Here is a 17,837-nt window from a genome sequence, read left to right on the forward strand (position 1 = left end):
TCATCTTCCCGAGGGGGTCAACGCCCCCGTCTTAATTGTTCTGCGGCCTGCTTGGCGAAGTAGGTCAGAATGCCATCGGCGCCGGCACGTTTGAAGGCGGTAAGGGATTCGAGGATCACCGATTCGGCCAGCCAGCCGTTCTGGATGGCGCCCATGTGCATCGCATACTCGCCGCTGACCTGGTAGACAAAGGTCGGGGCGCGGAATTCATCCTTCACCCGACGCACGATGTCGAGGTAGGGCATGCCCGGCTTGACCATCACCATGTCGGCGCCTTCGGCCAGGTCGGCGGCCACTTCGTGAAGTGCCTCGTCGCTGTTCGCCGGATCCATCTGGTAGGTGGCCTTGTTGCCCTTGCCGAGGTTCGAAGCCGAGCCGACCGCATCGCGGAACGGACCGTAGTAGGCGCTGGCGTACTTGGCCGAGTAGGCCATGATCCGCACATTGGTGTGACCGGCAGACTCCAGGGCCTCGCGGATCGCACCGATGCGACCGTCCATCATGTCCGAGGGCGCTACCACCTGGGCGCCGGCCTCGGCGTGGGACAGCGCCTGCCGTACCAGCACGTCGATGCTGACGTCGTTGAGGACGTAACCATCGTCATCCAGGATGCCGTCCTGGCCATGGGTGGTGAACGGGTCGAGCGCCACGTCGGTGATGATGCCCAGCTCCGGAAAGCGCTCGCGCAGGGCGCGGGTGGCGCGCTGGGCGATGCCTTCCGGGTTGTATGCCTCGGCGGCGTCCAGGGACTTCTTCTCCACCGGGGTCACCGGGAACAGCGCCAGCGCCGGAATGCCCAGGGCCACCCACTCTTCCGCCTCGATCAGCAACTGGTCGATGGACAGGCGCTCGACGCCGGGCATCGACGGAATGCTTTCACGCTGGTTGACCCCATCGAGGACGAACACCGGCAGGATCAGGTCGTCGACGGTGAGGACATTCTCGCGGACCAGGCGGCGGGAGAAGTCATCGCGGCGATTGCGCCGCAGGCGGGTGTAGGGATAGGCGCGGTTGGCGGGAGTGAAGCTCACGGTTTACTCCAGGGCCCAGATAACGGGCACAGTGTGACAGTTATAGTCCCTGATTATGACGGATTGGCAACAAGCGACGACAGTGACTCAAGGTCGCGGCATCCTGCCGCACCGCCAATCATCGCAAAAAGCCAGCGGCAAAGGCCATTCATTGCACAATCAATGACCTGGGCCGTGACGATCGCGCTTTCCCCGCGCCCTCAACCGAGTTAGGCTGCGCGTTCATTTCGCTTCGCTGCCCCGATGATGCTCCAACAATTCCTGCAGGACTTCGGCTATTTCGCCCTTTTTCTCGGTACTTTCTTCGAGGGCGAAACCATTCTCGTGCTGGCCGGGTTCCTTGCCTTCCGCGGCTACATGCAGCTGGATACCGTGATTCTCACCGCCTTCCTCGGCAGCTACGCCGGTGACCAACTCTGGTACTTCCTCGGACGCCGCCACGGCCGCCGGTTGCTGGCGCGCAAGCCGCGCTGGCAGAAGCTCGGCGACAAGGCGCTGGACCATGTGCGCCGCCATCCTGACCTGTGGGTGCTGAGTTTCCGCTTCGTCTACGGCCTGCGTACGGTGATGCCGGTGGCCATCGGCCTGTCCGGCTATCCACCGGCCCGCTATCTTCTTCTCAACGGCATCGGCGCCATCGTCTGGGCCGCCGCGCTGGGCTCCGCCGCCTACTATTTCGGCAGCGTACTGGAAGGCATGCTCGGCAACATCAAGAAATACGAACTCATGGTCCTCGGCGGCCTGATCGTGCTGGGCCTGCTGCTCTGGCTATGGCGGCGTTTCAAGACACCGCGAGGCAACGGCGCGGGCGGCAACGCCGACAAATCCGAGTGAACCCGCGCCGGCGCGACTGAACAGCCGGCCCCTTCGCACACTCCAACTCCTTGTACCCTCCGCTCCGGCTGGCCGCCGGGGCCGGCGGCTCGCTATGCTTGCGCGATACCGACCCCGGCCAGGCCCGTCCGGTCCGGATCCTGCGTTCCCAAGGAGTAAGCCTCATGCACAAGAAAGTTGCCGTCATCCTCTCCGGTTGTGGCGTCTACGATGGCGCGGAAATCCACGAAAGCGTGATCACCCTGCTCCGCCTCAGCCAGCGCGGCGCCGAGGCACAATGCTTCGCGCCGAACATCGCCCAGCACCATGTGGTCAACCACCTGACCGGCGAGGAAATGCCGGAAAGCCGCAATGTCCTGGTCGAGTCCGCGCGTATCGCCCGCGGCGAAGTCAAGGACCTGCGCGAAGCCCGCGCCGAGGACTACGACGCGCTGATCGTGCCCGGTGGCTTCGGCGCTGCGAAGAACCTCAGCGACTTTGCCATCAACGGCGCGCAATGCCAGGTGCAGCCGGACGTGCTGGCGCTGGCCAAGGCTTTCGCCGAAGCCGGCAAGCCAGTCGGGCTGATCTGCATCGCTCCGGCGATGGCGGCGAAGATCTACGGCGCCGGCGTCCAATGCACCATCGGCAACGACGCCGACACCGCCGACGCGCTGAAGCAGATGGGTGCCGAGCACATCGACGCGCCGGTGGACGAGATCGTCGAAGACAGCGCGCGCAAGCTGGTGACCACCCCGGCCTACATGCTCGCCCAGTCGATCGCCGAAGCCGCTTCCGGGATCAACAAGCTGGTCGACCGGGTGCTCGAACTGGTGGACCAGGACAAGGCCTGATCGGCCAAGCACGAGGGCGGTCGCGCCGCCGCCCTTTTCAAATCCGTGCCGCTACGCCAGCGTGCGTCTCGAAACCATCGAATCGAGACGCCGCGATGAGCGAAACGCCCTCCCCCGCCCTGCCTGACGACGTCCACCAACTGGTGGCGGATTTCTTCCAGCGCATCCCCTTCAACCGCATGCTCGGGATCCGCGTGGCGAGCCTCGGCCGCGAGCGGGTAGTCCTCGACCTGCCGATGAAGGACGAACTGATCGGCAACTTCGTCCAGGGCATTCTCCACGGCGGGGTGATCTCCAGCCTGCTCGACGTCACCGGCGGTGCGATGGCCCTGATCGGCGCCCTCGAACGGCATCGCGAACTGCCAGGCCACGAGCGCATGGCGCGGCTGTCGAAGCTCGGCACCATCGACTTGCGCGTCGACTACCTGCGCCCGGGACGCGGCCGGACGTTCACCGCCCATGCGGTGCCGCTTCGCTCGGGCAACAAGGTCGCAGTGGTGCGCTCGGAACTGCATAGCGACGACGGCACGCTGGTCGCCGTCGGTACCGGTACCTATCTGTGCGGCTGACTCGCGCGTAGATCGGCTTCCCGCTGCAGGCGGGTGAGCAGGCGGTCCAGAGCGTTGGCGAACGCCTGGCGGTCACGCTCAGCGTAGGGCGCCTGGCCGCCGCCCATCTGCCCCTGGTCACGCAGGTCGGCCATCAGGTTGCGCATGGCCAGCTTATCGCCCATGTTCCGCGCGTCGAACTCGCGGCCGCGAGGATCGAGGGCGGCAACCTGTTTCTTGATCAGCCGATCGGCCAGCGGTACGTCGCTGCAGATCGCCAGGTCGCCCGGCTCGGCCTGCTCCACCAGGTAATCGTCAGCCGCATCCATCCCGCTTTCCACCACCACCAGACGCACGCAGGCGAACGGCGGCTTGACCTGCGGCTGGCCGGCGACCATCCAGACTTCCAGCTTGCGCTTGAGGGCGAACTTGCAGACCAGTTCCTTGGCCGCCTTGGGGCAGGCGTCGGCATCGATCCAGATACGCATGAACGGACTTCCGTAGAAATGACGACGGCCAGTATCGCACTGGCCGTCGTGGTTGCGCGATCCCGCTCAGTCGGCGGCGTTGGCCGCCGCACGCCGGCGCTCGACGATCCGGCTACGCCCGTAGAGCAGCGCGATGGCCACCAGCGCCATGGCCTGGGCCGACAGCGAATAGGCGTCGGCCTTGATCCCCAGCCAGTCGAAGTCGAAGAACGGCACCGGACGGGTGCCGATCACCCCGGCTTCCTGCAAGGCGATGACGCCATGTCCGGCAAACACCACCGAGAGCACACAGAGCAACGCCGCGTTGATGCTGAAGAACAACCCCAGCGGCAGTTTCGCCGAGCCACGCAGGATCACCCAGGCCAGGCCGATCAGCAGGACCACGGCGGTCGCCGCGCCGCCGATCACGGCATTGTGCCCGGCCGGTCCGGCCTGCAACCAGAGGGTTTCGTAGAACAGGATGACCTCGAACAACTCGCGGTAGACCGAGAAGAACGCCAGCACTGCGAAGCCGAAGCGTCCGCCACCGCCCACCAGGCTGCTGCGGATGTAGTCCTGCCAGGCTGCCGCGTGGCGGCGGTCGTGCATCCAGACGCCGAGCCAGAGCACCATCACGCAGGCGAACAGCGAGGTGAAGCCCTCCATCAGCTCGCGCTGGGCACCGCCGATATCGATCACATAGGCGGCCAACGCCCAGGTGGCGAAGCCGGCGACGAAGGCCAGCCCCCAGCCGACGTGCACGCCACGCACGGCACTTTCCTGCCCGGTATTGCGCAGGAAGGCGAGGATGGCGGCAAGCACCAGGATTGCCTCTACCCCTTCGCGCAACAGGATCAACAGGGCGGAAACGAAACTGATGGAGAAACTCAGCGAGTCGCCGCCAAGCTGCTTGGCGGCCTCCGCCAGCTTGCCCTTGGCCAGCTCCAGCTGTTGCGCCACCTGGGTTTCCGGGAGGCCATCGCGCAACGCCTGGCGGTAGGCCATCAGCTGCTTCTCGGTGGAGCGGCGCAAATCGGCGTCGACGTTGTCCAGCGAGCTTTCCACCAGCTCGAAGCCTTCCAGGTAGGCCGCCACCGACAGGTCGTAGGCCTGGTCGCGGTCACCTTCGCGATAGACCGCGAAACTCTTGTCCAGGGTGGCGGCGGTATAGTCGATCAACTGCCCAGGACCGCGCTGCTCCAGCGGCGGATGCGCACGCAAGGCGCGGAAGCTCTCCGCAGCGGCCTCGCCGTCGTGCTCGGCGACTTCGGCCGGAGTCTGCGTGGCCAGGGTCGCCAGCGGGTAGGCATGGGCCTTGTCCGGCTGCGCACTGCCGGCGCTCAGGCCGGCCACATAGCTGGCCAGGTCCCAGCGCTGGCGTTCGTCGAGCTGGTCGGCGAACGCCGGCATGTCGGTGCCGGCCACGCCCAGGCCGATGACGTTACGCAGGTCGTAGAGGCTCAGGTGGTCGAGGCGCTGGCGATCGGTGAGGTTCGCCGGCGGCGGTTCCAAGCCGATGCCGGCGGGGCCGTCGCCCTTGCCCGCATCGCCATGGCAGATCGCGCACTGCTGGGCATAGATCGGCGCTGCGCGGCTCGGGTCGGGGGTGATCGCGGGGGTCTGCACCACCTGGTAGATATCCGCCACCCGTGCCTCGAGGTTGCGCGCCTGGAGGGCCACGTCCCTTCCCGGCAAGCGCTGCTCGATGGCCTGGCGCAGGCTGGCGACGCCCCTCTCCAGCTCGGCGCGCTCAGGGCACATCGGCAGGGTCAGGACCAATGCCTGCAGGTTGCCGACGAATTCCACCTGTTCCTGGTATTCGCTGGGGTCGACGATCTTGCCGTCAGCCACGGTCGGCGGATAGTCGGCCGCCAGGTAACTCAACAGATGCAAGGCTTGGGAGGGGTCGACGGCCGTGTCGGCAATAGCTCCAAGGCTGAACGCGCAGACCAGCGGCAGCAGCCACAGCAGGATTTTCGGAGGGTGCATGGCGAAGACGAAGTGAGAATGGAAGAGATTAAATTGTCCCTTCGCCTTCCCGCCCATGCAAGAAATACTCTGTAACAATCACGCCCGTCGGCGTGTCGGGCGGCTCAGAGCGGCGCTCGGCGTACCGTCGCCAGCAGCCCCGCGGCGCCGACGAACAGGCTGGCGAAGGTACGGTTCACCAGCTTCTGCTGGCGCGGCGAACGCAGTACGCGTAGCACGCGCGCAGCCAGTCCGGTGTAGCCGGCCATGACGATCAGGTCGACGACGATCATGGTGCCGCCCATGATCAGGTACTGCGCCAGCAGCGGCTGGTGCGGGTCGATGAACTGCGGCAGCACCGCGAGCATGAAGATCACCGCCTTGGGATTGCTGGCGTTGACCAGGAAACCACGCAGCACCAGGGTCAACGGTCGCCCCAGAGGCCGTTCGCCATCGGTGCTCAAGGCCTGTGGCGGCGCCTGCCACTGGCGCACCGCCAGGTACACCAGGTAGGCCACGCCGAACCACTTGATCAGGCTGAAAGCCAGTGCCGAGGTCGCCAGCAACGCACCGACGCCGGCGGCGACGATGGCGATCTGCAGGGCCAGGCCGATCTGCAGGCCCAGCGCGTTCCAGTAGCCTCGCGCAAAGCCGTACTGCAACCCGCAGGACATCGAGGCGATGGCTCCGGCGCCCGGCGACAGGCTGATGGCCCAGCAGGCGAGAAAGAAGGCGAACCAGGTACTGACGAGCATTGCACACCTCGGAAAGCGAACGCGGCTGGCGGCGGGAACGAAAAAGCCAGTGTGCACCAAGGCGGAGCAGCCGCACAGGTTTTCCGACCACGCGCCTCGCTCAACCTTTGCGGGCGCAACCTGGCGGACAGAAAAAACCCGGCAGATGCCGGGCTTTCCCGAGGATACGCGCTCAGCCATGTTGGGCGGACCACCGCGATGCGGCTATTCGCCCTGGCCCCGAACGCTCTCAGTCCGGCGAACCCTTGCGCAGCTTCACCGGCTCTTCGCCGCGCTTGCGCGCCATGGCCCCGCGCAAGCGGATGTTCAGCGCCTCCACCGCCAGGGAGAAGGCCATGGCGAAGTAGACGTAGCCTTTCGGCACGTGCACTTCGAAGGACTCGGCCACCAGCACGGTTCCGACCACGATGAGGAACGACAGGGCGAGCATCTTCAGCGATGGGTGTTTCTCGATGAAGTCGCTGATGGTGCCTGCCGCCAGCATCATCACGCCGACCGAGATGACGATCGCCGCGACCATCACCGGCACGTTCTGCACCAGACCGACGGCGGTGATCACCGAGTCCAGGGAGAAGATGATGTCGATGATCGCGATCTGGACGATGATGCCCATGAAGCCGTGGGCCTTGCCGCCGCTCTTCTGCTCTTCTTCCGCGCCTTCCAGGCTGTGGTAGATCTCCATGGTGCTCTTGAACAGCAGGAACAGGCCGCCGAAGAAGAGGATCAGGTCACGCCCGGAGATGCCCTGGCCGAACAGGTGGAACAGGTCGGTGGTCAGGCGCATGACCCAGGTGATCGAGAGCAACAGCAGGATCCGCGTGCCCATGGCCAGGGCCAGGCCGAAGAAGCGCGCCTTCGGTTGCTGGGCCGGCGGCAGGCGCCCGACCAGGATCGAGATGAAGATGATGTTGTCGATGCCGAGGACGATTTCCAGGGCGGTCAGGGTCAGGAACGCGACCCAGATTTCAGGACTGGCGAGCCATTCCATAGATGGTTATTTCCCGTTTTTTGTTGGAGTTGAAAAACCTGGCCCACGCCAGCGACGCACGGCTTTCTGGAAGAACAGGCTGTTGGGAACCTGCAGCAGCGGGCCCGGCGAGCCATCCTCGAGGGTTTCTTCCAGTGTCGTATACAAGAGATTGATGGCAACCACGCGTCCGGTGACGCCCGGTTTGTCGGCGCTATCGATCAGCTCCACGCGGTCGCCGATGCGGAACGGCCCGACGGTGAAGATCAGCAACGCACAGAACAGGTTGGAGAGCACGCTCCAGATGGCGAAGAAGGCTACCGCCGCCACCGCGGCGAAACCGGTCAGCGCGGTCCACAGCACTTCGGCGGACACGCCCAGGCGCTCCAGCACCATGATCAGTGCGCTGACCATGATCAGCCAGCGCAGGCCGCCACGCAGCGGCAGGAGCAGCTCCGGCGGCACCGGATAACGCTCGCCGATACGGGTCACCGTGCGTCGGACCAGGCGCTGGAGCAGCCAGGCGACCAGCAGGATGAGCAGGATCTGCAGCGCCACCACCAACGGCCCGCTCCAGGTCTGCGTCAACATCTGCAGGTTATCCATCACTCACTGGCCTCCAGTTCTTTCTGCAAGGCTTCGAGGGTTTCCAGGGCCTCCAGCCAACGTTCCTCCAGCTCGCCTTCGCGAACCTTCAGGCTCGATTGTTCGGACAGCAACTCGCGCAATTCGTCCTTTCGCGATACGTCGTACAGGGCGCTGTCGCCCAGCCGCGCCTCGATAGCGGCTAGCTTTTCGTGCAGGCCGCCGAGTTCGCGCTCCAGCTTGTCGGCCTCGCGCTTGTGCGGCGCCAGCTGCTGGCGCAGCGCGGCCGCTGCCTGGCGCTGGGCGCGCTTGTCGGTGCGTTCGGACGGCGCGCCCGGCGCGGTCTCGGCCTGCGGCGCCTTGCGCGCGCGATAGTCGACCAGCCAGCGGGCGTAATCGTCGAGATCGCCATCGAACGGCACCACGCGCCCATCGGCGACCAGGAGGAATTCGTCGGTGGTGCTTTTGAGCAGGTGCCGGTCGTGGGAAACCACCAGGACCGCCCCGGAAAACTCCTGTAGAGCCAAGGTCAGGGCCAGGCGCATTTCCAGGTCGAGGTGGTTGGTCGGCTCGTCGAGCAGCAGCAGGTTGGGCTTCTGCCAGGCAATCAGCGCCAGGGCCAGGCGCGCTTTCTCGCCACCGGAGAAGTTCAATACCGGCTCGTCCACCCGAACGCCGCGGAAGTCGAAGCCGCCGAGGAAGTCCTTGAGGGTCTGTTCGCGCTCGCCGGGGGCGATACGCTGCAGATGCAGCAACGGGCTGGCCTGTGGGTCCAGCGAATCGAGCTGGTGCTGGGCGAAGTATCCGATGGCCAGGTTCTCGCCGCGCAGCAGGCGGCCGCCCAATTCGGGCAGGTCCCCGGCCAGGGTCTTGATCAGGGTCGACTTGCCGGCGCCGTTGGGACCGAGCAGGCCGATCCGCGCACCGGGCACCAGTTGCAGCTTGACCTTCTCCAGCACCGCCTTGTCGCCATAGCCGAGACGGCCTTCGCCGAGATCCAGCAACGGCCGGGAGATCTTGTCCGACTCGCGGAAACTGAAATTGAACGGCGAATCGACATGTGCCGGCGCCAGTTCCTCGAGACGCTCCAGCGCCTTGATCCGGCTCTGCGCCTGGCGCGCCTTGGTGGCCTTGGCCTTGAAGCGGGCGATGAAGCTTTCCATGTGCGCACGCTGCGCCTGCTGTTTCTCGTAGGCCTGCTGTTGCTGAGCCAGCCGCTCGGCGCGGGTCCGCTCGAAAGCGGAATAGCCGCCGCGATAGAGGGTCAGCTTGCGGTTTTCCAGATGCACCACATGGTCCACCACCGCATCGAGGAAGTCGCGGTCGTGGGAGATCAGCACCAGAGTGCCGGGATAACCCTTGAGCCACTCTTCCAGCCAGAGGATGGCGTCCAGGTCGAGGTGGTTGGTCGGTTCGTCGAGCAACAGCAGGTCGGACGGGCACATCAGCGCCTGCGCCAGGTTCAGGCGCATCCTCCAACCGCCGGAGAAATCACTGACCCGGCGCTCCATCTGCTCGCTGCTGAAGCCGAGTCCGGCCAGCAGCTTGCGCGCCCGTGCATCGGCGGTGTAACCGTCGGCGTTGTCCAGTTCGGTATGCAGGCGCGCCAGGGCAGAACCGTCGTGCGCCGCTTCGGCGGCGGCCAGTGCCGCCTGGATCTCGCGCAGGCGACTGTCGCCGTCGAGCACGTAATCCACCGCCAGGCGATCCAGGGTATCGACCTCCTGGCGCATGTGCGCGATGCGCCAGTCGGCGGGCAACAGGCAGTCGCCGGCATCCTGGCCGAGCTGGCCGCGCAACAGCGCGAACAAGCTGGACTTGCCAGCGCCATTGGCCCCGATGAGACCGGCTTTCTGGCCGGCGTGCAGGGTCAGTTCAGCAGCTTCCAGGAGGCGCTGCGGCCCGCGCTGTAGCGTAAGATTGAGGAGTCGGATCATGGCGGCGGAGTTTATCAGTTTCGCCCTTGCGGAGCGTGAGGCTGTATGACTGGAAATGTCTGGAAATTCGCGGTGGACGTCTATGCCCGGCCGGGCGTGGAAACGGCTTGCCTCGCGCTTCAGGAGCAAGGTGCGGACGTCTGCCTGTTGCTGGTCGCCGCCTGGCTTGGCAGGCGCGGTGTGAGCTGCTCGAAAGAACGCGCCCAGATCCTGGAGAACGCCGCGCGCCCCTGGCGCGAAACGGTCATCGAACCCCTGCGCAGATTGCGTTGCGCCTGGCGCGAAGCGGCAACCCACGATGCCTGCCTGGCCGAACTCCGCGAGGAAATGAAGGCCCAGGAACTACGAGCGGAACGGGAACACCTGCAACGCCTGGCCGACCTGGCCACAGCCTGGCTGGAGGGCCAGGAGGCGAATCGTAATGCGGATGCCTGGCTGCAAGCCTGCAGCCGGGACATCTGCACGGAAGCAGAGCGCCGGGCTTTGCTGGTGCTTGGCTCGGCGGCTTTGCAGACAGCGCCTTAGGAGGCGCTGGTCGGGGCGGCGCCGTTGCTGCCCGCGGCAGGCGTTGCCGAAGCAGCGCTGGAGGCGGCTGCCGGGGCGCTGGGAGTCGCCGCAGGCTTCGCAGCAGGAGCGGTGGCGGGCTTGGCTGCGGCAGGTTTCGCGGCTACGGGTTTCGCCGCAGGCTTGGCCGCCGGTTTTGCCGCAGGCTTCGCAGCCGGCTTGGCTGCAGGCTTCGCGGCCGCGGGTTTCGCCACAGGCTTGGCCGCCGGTTTCGCAACAGGCTTCGCCGCCGGCTTGGCTGCGGGCTTCGCGGCTGCGGTTTTCGCCGCGGGCTTGGCCGCCGGTTTCGCAACAGGCTTCGCCGCCGGCTTGGCTGCGGGCTTCGCGGCTGCGGTTTTCGCCGCAGGCTTGGCCGCCGGTTTCGCAACAGGCTTCGCCGCCGGCTTGGCTGCGGGCTTCGCGGCTGCGGTTTTCGCCGCGGGCTTCGCCGCCGGTTTCGCAGCAGGCTTCGCCGCCGGCTTGGCTGCGGGCTTCGCTGCCGCGGTTTTCGCCGCAGGCTTGGCCGCCGGTTTCGCAGCCGGCTTGGCCGCAGGCTTCGCCGCTACGGTTTTCACCGCAGGCTTGGCTGCCGCCTTCGCAGCAGGTTTGGTCGCGGGTTTCGCCTTGCGGCTCTCCAGAGCCTTGCCAGCAGCTTCCTTCACCTTGCCGACACCCTGCGCCAGCTTGAGGCTTTCCTGTACGTCACGCTTGAGGCCGACGATGTAGGTACGGGTGTCCGCCTGCCGGGCCTTCAGGGTATCCAACGCTTCTTCCAGGTCGCTGATGGTCTCGCGCGCCTTGGCCTGTGCCTTGGTCTTGCCGGCCTTGGCAGCATCCTGCAGCTTGGTGCGAGCCTTGTGCAGTTTTTCCTGGGCTTTGCCACGTTGCTTTTCAAGTTTGGCCAGGAGCTTTTCCGAATCGACCAGCGCTTGTTTGCACGCACCTTCCAGGTGCTCGACAAGGCTGTGGGAAAGTTGCTGCAACAGGTGCAAGGGGGTGGTGACGGGCTTCTTGTTGGCCGACATGACGTGCCTCCAGGCGGACGTGGTTGCGCCCATACTAGACCCGCACACCCCCTCTCGCCAACGGGTTCGATGTGCTACAAGCGACGTGCGCCAGGATTGCCCGCCGATTCGTCTGGAGAAACCGCATGCCGCGCCGCCTTTTCATCGGTCTTTTTCTACTGCCGCTGCCGCTTTTCGCCGCGCCCCCCAAGGACGAACTGGCCTATGCCGTAGGCGCCCGCCTGGGCACGCGCCTACAGCAGGAAATGCCCGACCTAGAGCTATCCGAACTACTTCTCGGACTGCGCCAGGCCTATCGCGGCGAGGCACTTGAAATCCCCCCCGAACGCATCGAACAACTTCTGCTGCAACACGAGAACGCCACGACGGAAACACCGCGGATCACACCCGCCGAGGCCCGCTTCCTGGCCAACGAAAAAGCCCGCTTCGGCGTCCGCGAATTGACCGGCGGCGTCCTCGTCAGCGAATTACGTCGTGGCCAAGGTAACGGCATCGGCGCGGCAACCCAGGTACACGTCCGTTACCGCGGCCTGCTCGCCGACGGTCAAGTGTTCGACCAGAGCGAAAGCGCCGAGTGGTTCGCCCTGGACAGTGTGATAGAGGGATGGCGCACAGCATTGCGAGCGATGCCTGTCGGCGCGCGCTGGCGAGTGGTGATTCCTTCGGCGCAAGCCTATGGCCACGAAGGCGCTGGCGACCTGATCCCGCCCGACGCTCCGCTGGTCTTCGAGATCGACCTGCTGGGCGTCCGCTGAAATGCAAAAACGGCGCTCTCCCGCATGGAGACGCGCCGTTTCGTAACGACTCGCCGGTGAATCAGACCGGTACTGCCGAACCCTCTGCGCCGCTCTGGCTGTGGGCGTTGTGCAGGACTTCGATGAGGCAGTCCTCCAGCTCGAAGCGTTCGTGCAACTGTTGCCGCAGGACCTTCAGCTCCGCGATGAGGCAGGCTCCTTCACGGCAATCGCCGTTGTCGCAGCGATCGTTGAAGTTCAGCGCGGATTCGGTGATGGCTTCCAGCCGGGGGAAGATCTGCTTGGCCAGCTCCAGGCCACGCTGATCGCCGAAGGCCTTGCCTTCCGCCGTCAGTTGCTCGTAGACCTCGAAGTGTCCGGCAGATACGTAGTCCAGCAGCAATTGGCAGAAATGCTGGAGTTCTTCGGCGTTGGGCGCCGGTGCCTGAATACCGCTCAGGGCATCGAAGGCCTGCACCAGTTGCTGGCGCTCATGCAGCCAGCGATCGATCAGTTGGTGCACGCCCCCCCACCGCTCTTGGGCATTACGGCAGCTTTCGAGCATGTTGTCCTCGCTTCCCTCTTCGGACGTCCCGGAGAATCATCGTCCGCTCCGAGACGCATTGCTGACGCACTCTCTGCGCTCTGTGGGAGAACGCCTGTGCAAGGGGCGGACTCCGGCGCTACGGAAAGCCAGATTATGCCCCCGGGATGACCCCATCAAGACGCCCGTACAGAAAAATTCATACGGATGTTTGATCGGTATCCCGCATCCGCTCTGGTTTTCGCCAAATCGATACGGCCGACGCTCGAGAGCTGACGAAAGGCCACGGGACAGCCCGCGTCAGGCACGTCGGAGGAACTGCACGATGGAGAAACCGAGATAGGCAACGAACGCCAGCAAGCTCCATTCCGGAATGCTCAGGGTGAACAGCGTCCAGCTCACCTGGGCACAATCCGCGGTGCCATGCAGGACCAGGCGGATCACTTCCTGGAAGGGAAGCGCCTGCATCATGTAGTCGAGGCTGGGCAGGCAGGCCGGCAGTTGGTCCAGCGGAACGGTCTGCAACCATACCTGGCGGGCGGCCGTGGCCCCGCCGCCGAGAGCGAGCAGGAACACCAGCACGGAGTAGATACGCCGCCCACGCAGGCCGGGCCCCTGGATCGCGCCAGCGAGGCAGGTCAGGCCGATCAGGATGAAGAAGATCCGCTGCACGACGCACAGCGGGCAGGCCTCCAGGCCAACCACATGTTCCAGGTACAGCGCCCCGCCCATGATGGCGACGCAGGCCAGGAACGCGAGAAGGAAAAGCTGACGGGGGCTGGCCAGGGGCATGGCGGATCCACAGGTACACAGGGGAAAGGCCGCCTACGGTAGTGGAAAGCCTCCGGCCGTTTCAAGCCGCAAGGCAGCTCTGCGGCAAGACATCCCGAATCATTCCGGGCGCCCGCGACAAGCCGCCACAGTCCTGCCGATGGAGCCGAACGGGGAACGCCGGGTGGCGTTCCCCATGCTCAAATGCCCGCCACCACCACGGGCAGCCCCGGAGTACGCCGATCGAGCAGGACCAGGCCCTCCTGGAACAACTGGTTGCTGCGCTCGACCTCGCCGAGCTGCGCCAGCAGGCGTCCCAGCTCGGCGCAGGTCTCGGCACTGCGCTGGAAGCTCAGGCTGGCCTCCAGGTATTCCCGGGCCTTGCCCCAGAGCTTGTTGATCAGGCACAGGCGCCCCAGGGTCAGCAGCAGGCCGGGATCGTTCGGATGTTCCTTGAGCCAACCTTCCGCGGCCTGCAATTGCTTGCCCGGATCGCGCCCGCGCACTTGCCCGTAGAGTTGCACCAGGGTCGCGTCGAAGCCTTGCTTGAGCGCATGGCGGAGGACTTCTTCAGCCTCTTCCTCGGCGCCCAGGCGAAGCAGTTGGGCGGCATAGCCCGCGACGATCGCCGGGTCTGCACGCAGCGCCGAAGGCACGTTCTGCCAGCGCTGGGTCAGCGGCTGCAACGCCGTCTCGCCCTCGTTCAGTCCACGCTCGCCGGCTTCCTGCAAGGAAGCCACCCAGGCACGGCGTTCGAGGTCGCGCAGTTCGGAATCCTTCAGCACACGCTCCTTGCGCAGCTCCGGCAGCAGGACGCAAAGGGCCTGCCAGTCGTGCTGGGTGACGTACAGCTGCTGCATCAGCCGCAATACCGTGCGGTGCTGCGGCTGGAGCCCGTGCAGCTCTTCGAGGGTATTGCGTGCCTGCGGGTAGTCGCCGCGATTGATCAGCAGTTGCGCACGGGTCAGGCCGACCAGCAATTGGGCGTCCGGCTCGCGCTCGCGAGCCCGGTTCAGCAGGTCGTCGGCCTCGTCGTAGCGTTCGAGTTCGTTGGCGGCCCGCGCCGCGCCGAGGTAATGCATCAGCGGCCGCTCGCCCATCTCCGCCGCCCGCCGCAAGTGACGCAGTGCCTGCGGCCAGTTGCCTTCGCCGAGATCGCGCAGGCCGCTGTGCTCGGCCATCTGCACGCGACGCCGGCGGTTGTAGCGCGACCAGGGGTTGACCACCCGCCCCGAGCTGCCGAGCAGGCGCAGGACCAGTCGCACCAGCACCACCAGCAGCCAGACCACCGCCAGCAGGGCGAGGAACGACCACAGGCTGGATTCGTAACGGAAGCTCTTGTAGGCGATCAGCACATAGCCGGCCTGCTCGGAGATCGCCAGCCCAACCAGCGTGGCGACCAGCACCACCGCCAGAACCAGGAGGTAGATGCGTCTCATGGACGGCCCTCCGTGGCCGGAGCCGCCTGCGCCTCGGGCACCAGGTTGCCAGCGGCCTCGCGGCGCGACACGTAGGCCTGCAAGGCGCTCAGGGCCGGTGCGAGGTCAGGGACCTGCACGGTGACCGGCTGCTTCGCCAACTCATCGATACGCAACTTCAACGCGCGGCTGTCGGCCAGCTCTACGTTGAAATAGCCGTCCAGCACGTCCTGGGCCTGCTTCAGCGCCTGCTCGTAGACTTCCTGCTTGCCATTCAGCGCCGCCCACTGGGCTTGCTCCAGGGCCAGGCCGATGGTCAGGCGCACCTGCGCCAATTGCTCGCCGGCCAGCAGCGGACGAATGTCCTGGCCGGCATTGAAATCGATGCGGATGTAGCGCGAGATCTTCTCCCACCACAGCTCCCAGGTGCTGTTGCCGTCGCCCCAGGCGACATTGCTGGCACCGCTTTCGCCTTCCTTGAAGGTCGGCGTGAGCGGTTGCAACTGGTTGACCTGCTCGCGCAACGCCGCCAGTTGCACGAACAGCCCGGTACGGTCCGGCTCCGGCAACGCGCGCAGGGCCTCGAGGCTGGCCGCCAGCTTGGCGCGGGCGGCATAGGCGCCGGGATCGTTCTGCGCGCGCAGGATGTCATCGGCGCCCTGCACCAGTTCGGTGGCGCTGCCCACGTCCTGCAAGGCGGACAGGCGCAGACTGGCCAGACGCAGCAGGTGTTCGGCCTCGGCCAGTCGCCATTGCTGGCGGCTCTGGCCGAGGATCTTCTTCAGTTGCTCGCTAAGATGCTGCTGGTCGCCCTGCAGCTCCACCACAAGGCGTCGCCGGGCCTCCAGTTCGTCCGCGGTGGGCAAAGCGTCCAGGCGGGCAGCCAGTTGCTGGTTGCGCTGGGCCAGGGATTCGGTCTTGCCACGGGCATCTTCCAGCTGCGCCAGCTGGTCGCGCTCGGTGCCCTGCAACTGCTGGACCTGCCAGAAGCTCCAGCCACCCGCGCCAAGTCCCGCCACGCCAACCAGCAGGGCGAGCAACGCCAGGCCGGTGGCGGTACCGGAACGCCTGGATGCATCGGGTGCAACGGGAGAAGGGGTGGAAGTGGAAGTTCTTGCGTCGTCTTGGGGAGTGACTGCTTCGCTCACAGGTCCATCCTTTGGTCAAGAAAGTTCTAGGCGGCGCTCGTCAGGGCCGCCAGCAAGGCCGGCGCGCTCGCGCCCCGGCAATCAATCACCCGTTGCGCACCCAGTTCGCGCGCCATCTCGGCGACCCGCGGGCTGGGTACGAACAGCGGCAACCGGCCTATCTCGGGCCAATCGGCTGCCGCCAACTGATACAGATTTTGCAAACCCTGTCCACTGCTGACCACCAGGCCGTTCAGGCGTTCCGCCCGCACCCTTGCCAGCAGCTCTCCGGCCGGATAGTCCGGAGCCCGGCGCCGGTAGAGTGGCAGGTAGTCCACCTGCACGCCTTGGCCGCGCAGGCGCTCGGCGAGGAATTCTCGGCCACCTTCGCCGCGCATGATCAGCACTTTCGGATCGTGCACGCGCAGGGAATCCTGGAACGTCGGCAGCGCCAGCAACGCTTCGCTGTCGTCGCCCTGTTCAGGGTAGGTTACGTCGAGGCCGTAGGCCTCGAGGATCGCCGCGGTCGCCGCGCCGACGCTGCACCAGGTCTGCTGCGGCGGCTGCGGCCAGTAGCGGTCGAGCCGCTCCAGTCCCAGGCGCGCCGCCGGCTTGCTGACCACCACCACCGCGCAGTAGCGGTCCAGGTCGAGCATCAGCGTACGCTGCTCCGGGGTTTCTTCCAGCGGATCGATCGCCAACAGCGGCAGGCTGCTGCTATGGACGCCCGCCTCGCCGAGGCTGGCGGCCAGCGCCGCGCACTCCTCGTCGGGGCGCGTCAGCAGGAGCCGCCAGCCGATCACGGATGTCCGGCCTCGCCGTAGACGGCTTCGAGAATCGCTTCGGCGCCCTGTTCCAGCAGGTCCTCGGCCACCCGCACGCCCAGCGCCTCGGCTTCCGCCAGTGGCGCCCGCCCCTCGGCGCGCAGCAACTGGGTGCCATCAGGCTGGCCGACCAGGCCGCGCAGCCACAGCTGGTCGCCCTCGCGGATGGCGTAGCAGGCGATCGGCACCTGGCAACCGCCGTTGAGTCGCTTGTTCAGCGCGCGCTCGGCAGTGACCCGCAGAGCCGTATCGGTATGGTGCAAGGGTTCCAGCAAGGCATGCAGGTCGCTGTCGGCCGTACGGCATTCGATGCCGACGGCGCCTTGTCCGCCGGCGGGCAGGCTGTCGTCGACATTGATCGAGGAGCGGATGCGCGACTCGAAGCCGAGGCGGATCAGGCCGGCGGCGGCGAGGATGATCGCGTCGTATTCGCCGGCATCCAGCTTGGCCAGGCGGGTATTGACGTTGCCCCGCAGGAAACGGATCTGCAGGTCCGGCCGGCGCGCCAGCAGCTGCGCCTGGCGGCGCAGGCTGGAGGTGCCGACCACGCTGCCGGCGGGCAGTTGCTCGAGGCTGGCGTAGGTGTTCGAGACGAAAGCGTCACGCGGGTCTTCGCGCTCGCAGATGGTGTAGAGGCCGAGCCCCTCGGGAAAGTCCATCGGCACGTCCTTCATCGAATGCACCGCGATGTCGGCGGCGCCTTCGAGCAGGGCGGTTTCCAGTTCCTTGACGAACAGGCCCTTGCCGCCGATCTTCGCCAGCGGTGCGTCGAGCAGCTTGTCGCCGCGACTGGTCATCGGCAGCAGGGTGACGGTCAGGCCAGGATGAGCCTGCTCCAGGCGCGCCTTGACGTATTCGGCCTGCCACAAGGCGAGGGCGCTCTGGCGAGTGGCGATGCGGATTTCGCGGGACGACATGGGATATTC

Annotated in this window: 19 protein-coding genes; 5 read left to right on the forward strand and 14 right to left on the reverse strand. The window is 66.1% G+C overall.

The genetic code is table 11. The features are described 5' to 3' along the window. Positions 1 to 17: 17 nt before the first annotated feature. Complete coding sequence (gene hemB, locus M6E97_RS23275) at positions 18 to 1,031, reverse strand: porphobilinogen synthase (RefSeq protein ID WP_003096352.1); 1,014 nt, start codon at positions 1,029 to 1,031, stop codon at positions 18 to 20. Between the two features lie 243 nt (positions 1,032 to 1,274). Between hemB and M6E97_RS23280 the strand changes: the two genes are divergently transcribed. From M6E97_RS23280 to M6E97_RS23290, 3 genes are all read left to right on the forward strand, one after another. Further along, a complete protein-coding gene (locus tag M6E97_RS23280) occupies positions 1,275 to 1,865 on the forward strand; it encodes a DedA family protein (protein WP_003096354.1) in 591 nt (196 codons plus the stop codon). Between the two features lie 164 nt (positions 1,866 to 2,029). Beyond that, positions 2,030 to 2,698: an isoprenoid biosynthesis glyoxalase ElbB gene (gene elbB / locus M6E97_RS23285; RefSeq protein ID WP_003099212.1), complete on the forward strand. Its 669-nt coding sequence runs from the start codon at positions 2,030 to 2,032 to the stop codon at positions 2,696 to 2,698. A gap of 95 nt (positions 2,699 to 2,793) precedes the next feature. After that, entirely contained in the window at positions 2,794 to 3,267 is a 474-nt protein-coding gene (locus tag M6E97_RS23290; protein ID WP_003096359.1) for a thioesterase family protein, read from the forward strand. On the opposite strand, the gene M6E97_RS23295 is transcribed toward M6E97_RS23290, so the two are convergent. From M6E97_RS23295 to M6E97_RS23320, 6 genes are all read right to left on the reverse strand, one after another. Further along, entirely contained in the window at positions 3,252 to 3,734 is a 483-nt protein-coding gene (locus tag M6E97_RS23295; RefSeq protein ID WP_003136094.1) for a YaiI/YqxD family protein, read from the reverse strand. The genes M6E97_RS23290 and M6E97_RS23295 overlap by 16 nt on opposite strands. 66 nt (positions 3,735 to 3,800) lie before the next feature. Beyond that, positions 3,801 to 5,702: a cytochrome c/FTR1 family iron permease gene (locus tag M6E97_RS23300; RefSeq protein ID WP_033937940.1), complete on the reverse strand. Its 1,902-nt coding sequence runs from the start codon at positions 5,700 to 5,702 to the stop codon at positions 3,801 to 3,803. 104 nt (positions 5,703 to 5,806) lie between these two features. Beyond that, entirely contained in the window at positions 5,807 to 6,436 is a 630-nt protein-coding gene (locus M6E97_RS23305) for a LysE family transporter (protein WP_003096365.1), read from the reverse strand. Between the two features lie 229 nt (positions 6,437 to 6,665). Further along, positions 6,666 to 7,424 carry a TerC family protein gene (locus M6E97_RS23310; RefSeq protein ID WP_003096367.1) on the reverse strand — a complete coding sequence of 253 codons (759 nt, stop codon included), beginning with the start codon at positions 7,422 to 7,424 and terminating at the stop codon, positions 6,666 to 6,668. Positions 7,425 to 7,430: 6 nt separating this feature from the next. Continuing rightward, positions 7,431 to 8,009: a mechanosensitive ion channel family protein gene (locus M6E97_RS23315; protein WP_003123700.1), complete on the reverse strand. Its 579-nt coding sequence runs from the start codon at positions 8,007 to 8,009 to the stop codon at positions 7,431 to 7,433. Beyond that, positions 8,009 to 9,925, reverse strand: a complete 1,917-nt coding sequence (locus M6E97_RS23320; protein WP_033937917.1) for an ATP-binding cassette domain-containing protein — start codon at positions 9,923 to 9,925, stop codon at positions 8,009 to 8,011. The genes M6E97_RS23315 and M6E97_RS23320 overlap by 1 nt, the downstream gene beginning before the upstream one ends. Positions 9,926 to 9,970: 45 nt before the next feature. On the opposite strand from M6E97_RS23320, the gene M6E97_RS23325 reads away from it, so the two are divergent. After that, complete coding sequence (locus M6E97_RS23325; RefSeq protein WP_009314491.1) at positions 9,971 to 10,450, forward strand: TIGR02444 family protein; 480 nt, start codon at positions 9,971 to 9,973, stop codon at positions 10,448 to 10,450. Here M6E97_RS23325 and algP read toward each other — a convergent pair. After that, the gene (algP, locus tag M6E97_RS23330) at positions 10,447 to 11,493 is read right to left on the reverse strand and encodes an alginate regulator AlgP (protein ID WP_033989202.1); all 1,047 of its coding nucleotides are present in this window, start codon (positions 11,491 to 11,493) and stop codon (positions 10,447 to 10,449) included. The genes M6E97_RS23325 and algP overlap by 4 nt on opposite strands. A 125-nt stretch (positions 11,494 to 11,618) precedes the next feature. Here algP and M6E97_RS23335 point away from each other — a divergent pair, with 125 nt between their 5' ends. Continuing rightward, positions 11,619 to 12,248: an FKBP-type peptidyl-prolyl cis-trans isomerase gene (locus tag M6E97_RS23335; RefSeq protein ID WP_023092749.1), complete on the forward strand. Its 630-nt coding sequence runs from the start codon at positions 11,619 to 11,621 to the stop codon at positions 12,246 to 12,248. A gap of 61 nt (positions 12,249 to 12,309) precedes the next feature. On the opposite strand, the gene rsd is transcribed toward M6E97_RS23335, so the two are convergent. The 6 genes from rsd to hemC form a co-directional block, all read right to left on the reverse strand. Then, positions 12,310 to 12,792, reverse strand: a complete 483-nt coding sequence (gene rsd / locus M6E97_RS23340) for a sigma D regulator (protein ID WP_003120370.1) — start codon at positions 12,790 to 12,792, stop codon at positions 12,310 to 12,312. Positions 12,793 to 13,071: 279 nt separating this feature from the next. Continuing rightward, positions 13,072 to 13,563 carry a disulfide bond formation protein B gene (locus M6E97_RS23345; protein ID WP_003099230.1) on the reverse strand — a complete coding sequence of 164 codons (492 nt, stop codon included), beginning with the start codon at positions 13,561 to 13,563 and terminating at the stop codon, positions 13,072 to 13,074. Between the two features lie 179 nt (positions 13,564 to 13,742). After that, a complete protein-coding gene (locus M6E97_RS23350) occupies positions 13,743 to 14,981 on the reverse strand; it encodes a heme biosynthesis protein HemY (RefSeq protein ID WP_003096390.1) in 1,239 nt (412 codons plus the stop codon). Continuing rightward, the gene (locus tag M6E97_RS23355; protein ID WP_016254033.1) at positions 14,978 to 16,108 is read right to left on the reverse strand and encodes a uroporphyrinogen-III C-methyltransferase; all 1,131 of its coding nucleotides are present in this window, start codon (positions 16,106 to 16,108) and stop codon (positions 14,978 to 14,980) included. Before M6E97_RS23355 ends, M6E97_RS23350 begins: the two co-directional genes overlap by 4 nt. A gap of 26 nt (positions 16,109 to 16,134) precedes the next feature. After that, complete coding sequence (locus tag M6E97_RS23360; protein WP_033937923.1) at positions 16,135 to 16,890, reverse strand: uroporphyrinogen-III synthase; 756 nt, start codon at positions 16,888 to 16,890, stop codon at positions 16,135 to 16,137. Further along, the gene (gene hemC / locus M6E97_RS23365; RefSeq protein WP_003096396.1) at positions 16,887 to 17,828 is read right to left on the reverse strand and encodes a hydroxymethylbilane synthase; all 942 of its coding nucleotides are present in this window, start codon (positions 17,826 to 17,828) and stop codon (positions 16,887 to 16,889) included. Before hemC ends, M6E97_RS23360 begins: the two co-directional genes overlap by 4 nt. Positions 17,829 to 17,837: the final 9 nt, after the last annotated feature.

The sequence above is a fragment of the Pseudomonas sp. B111 genome, from assembly GCF_026428275.1.
Lineage (GTDB): Bacteria > Pseudomonadota > Gammaproteobacteria > Pseudomonadales > Pseudomonadaceae > Pseudomonas > Pseudomonas aeruginosa.

Coding starts and splice junctions, on each gene's coding strand:
- M6E97_RS23325 (WP_009314491.1), top strand. CDS start 9,971: ATGACTGGAAATGTCTGGAAATTCGCGGTGGACGTCTATGCCCGGCCG.
- M6E97_RS23315 (WP_003123700.1), bottom strand. CDS start 8,009: ATGGATAACCTGCAGATGTTGACGCAGACCTGGAGCGGGCCGTTGGTG.
- M6E97_RS23295 (WP_003136094.1), bottom strand. CDS start 3,734: ATGCGTATCTGGATCGATGCCGACGCCTGCCCCAAGGCGGCCAAGGAA.
- rsd (WP_003120370.1), bottom strand. CDS start 12,792: ATGCTCGAAAGCTGCCGTAATGCCCAAGAGCGGTGGGGGGGCGTGCAC.
- hemC (WP_003096396.1), bottom strand. CDS start 17,828: ATGTCGTCCCGCGAAATCCGCATCGCCACTCGCCAGAGCGCCCTCGCC.
- M6E97_RS23290 (WP_003096359.1), top strand. CDS start 2,794: ATGAGCGAAACGCCCTCCCCCGCCCTGCCTGACGACGTCCACCAACTG.
- M6E97_RS23300 (WP_033937940.1), bottom strand. CDS start 5,702: ATGCACCCTCCGAAAATCCTGCTGTGGCTGCTGCCGCTGGTCTGCGCG.
- M6E97_RS23320 (WP_033937917.1), bottom strand. CDS start 9,925: ATGATCCGACTCCTCAATCTTACGCTACAGCGCGGGCCGCAGCGCCTC.
- algP (WP_033989202.1), bottom strand. CDS start 11,493: ATGTCGGCCAACAAGAAGCCCGTCACCACCCCCTTGCACCTGTTGCAG.
- elbB (WP_003099212.1), top strand. CDS start 2,030: ATGCACAAGAAAGTTGCCGTCATCCTCTCCGGTTGTGGCGTCTACGAT.
- M6E97_RS23350 (WP_003096390.1), bottom strand. CDS start 14,981: ATGAGACGCATCTACCTCCTGGTTCTGGCGGTGGTGCTGGTCGCCACG.
- M6E97_RS23280 (WP_003096354.1), top strand. CDS start 1,275: ATGATGCTCCAACAATTCCTGCAGGACTTCGGCTATTTCGCCCTTTTT.
- M6E97_RS23305 (WP_003096365.1), bottom strand. CDS start 6,436: ATGCTCGTCAGTACCTGGTTCGCCTTCTTTCTCGCCTGCTGGGCCATC.
- M6E97_RS23335 (WP_023092749.1), top strand. CDS start 11,619: ATGCCGCGCCGCCTTTTCATCGGTCTTTTTCTACTGCCGCTGCCGCTT.
- M6E97_RS23310 (WP_003096367.1), bottom strand. CDS start 7,424: ATGGAATGGCTCGCCAGTCCTGAAATCTGGGTCGCGTTCCTGACCCTG.
- M6E97_RS23345 (WP_003099230.1), bottom strand. CDS start 13,563: ATGCCCCTGGCCAGCCCCCGTCAGCTTTTCCTTCTCGCGTTCCTGGCC.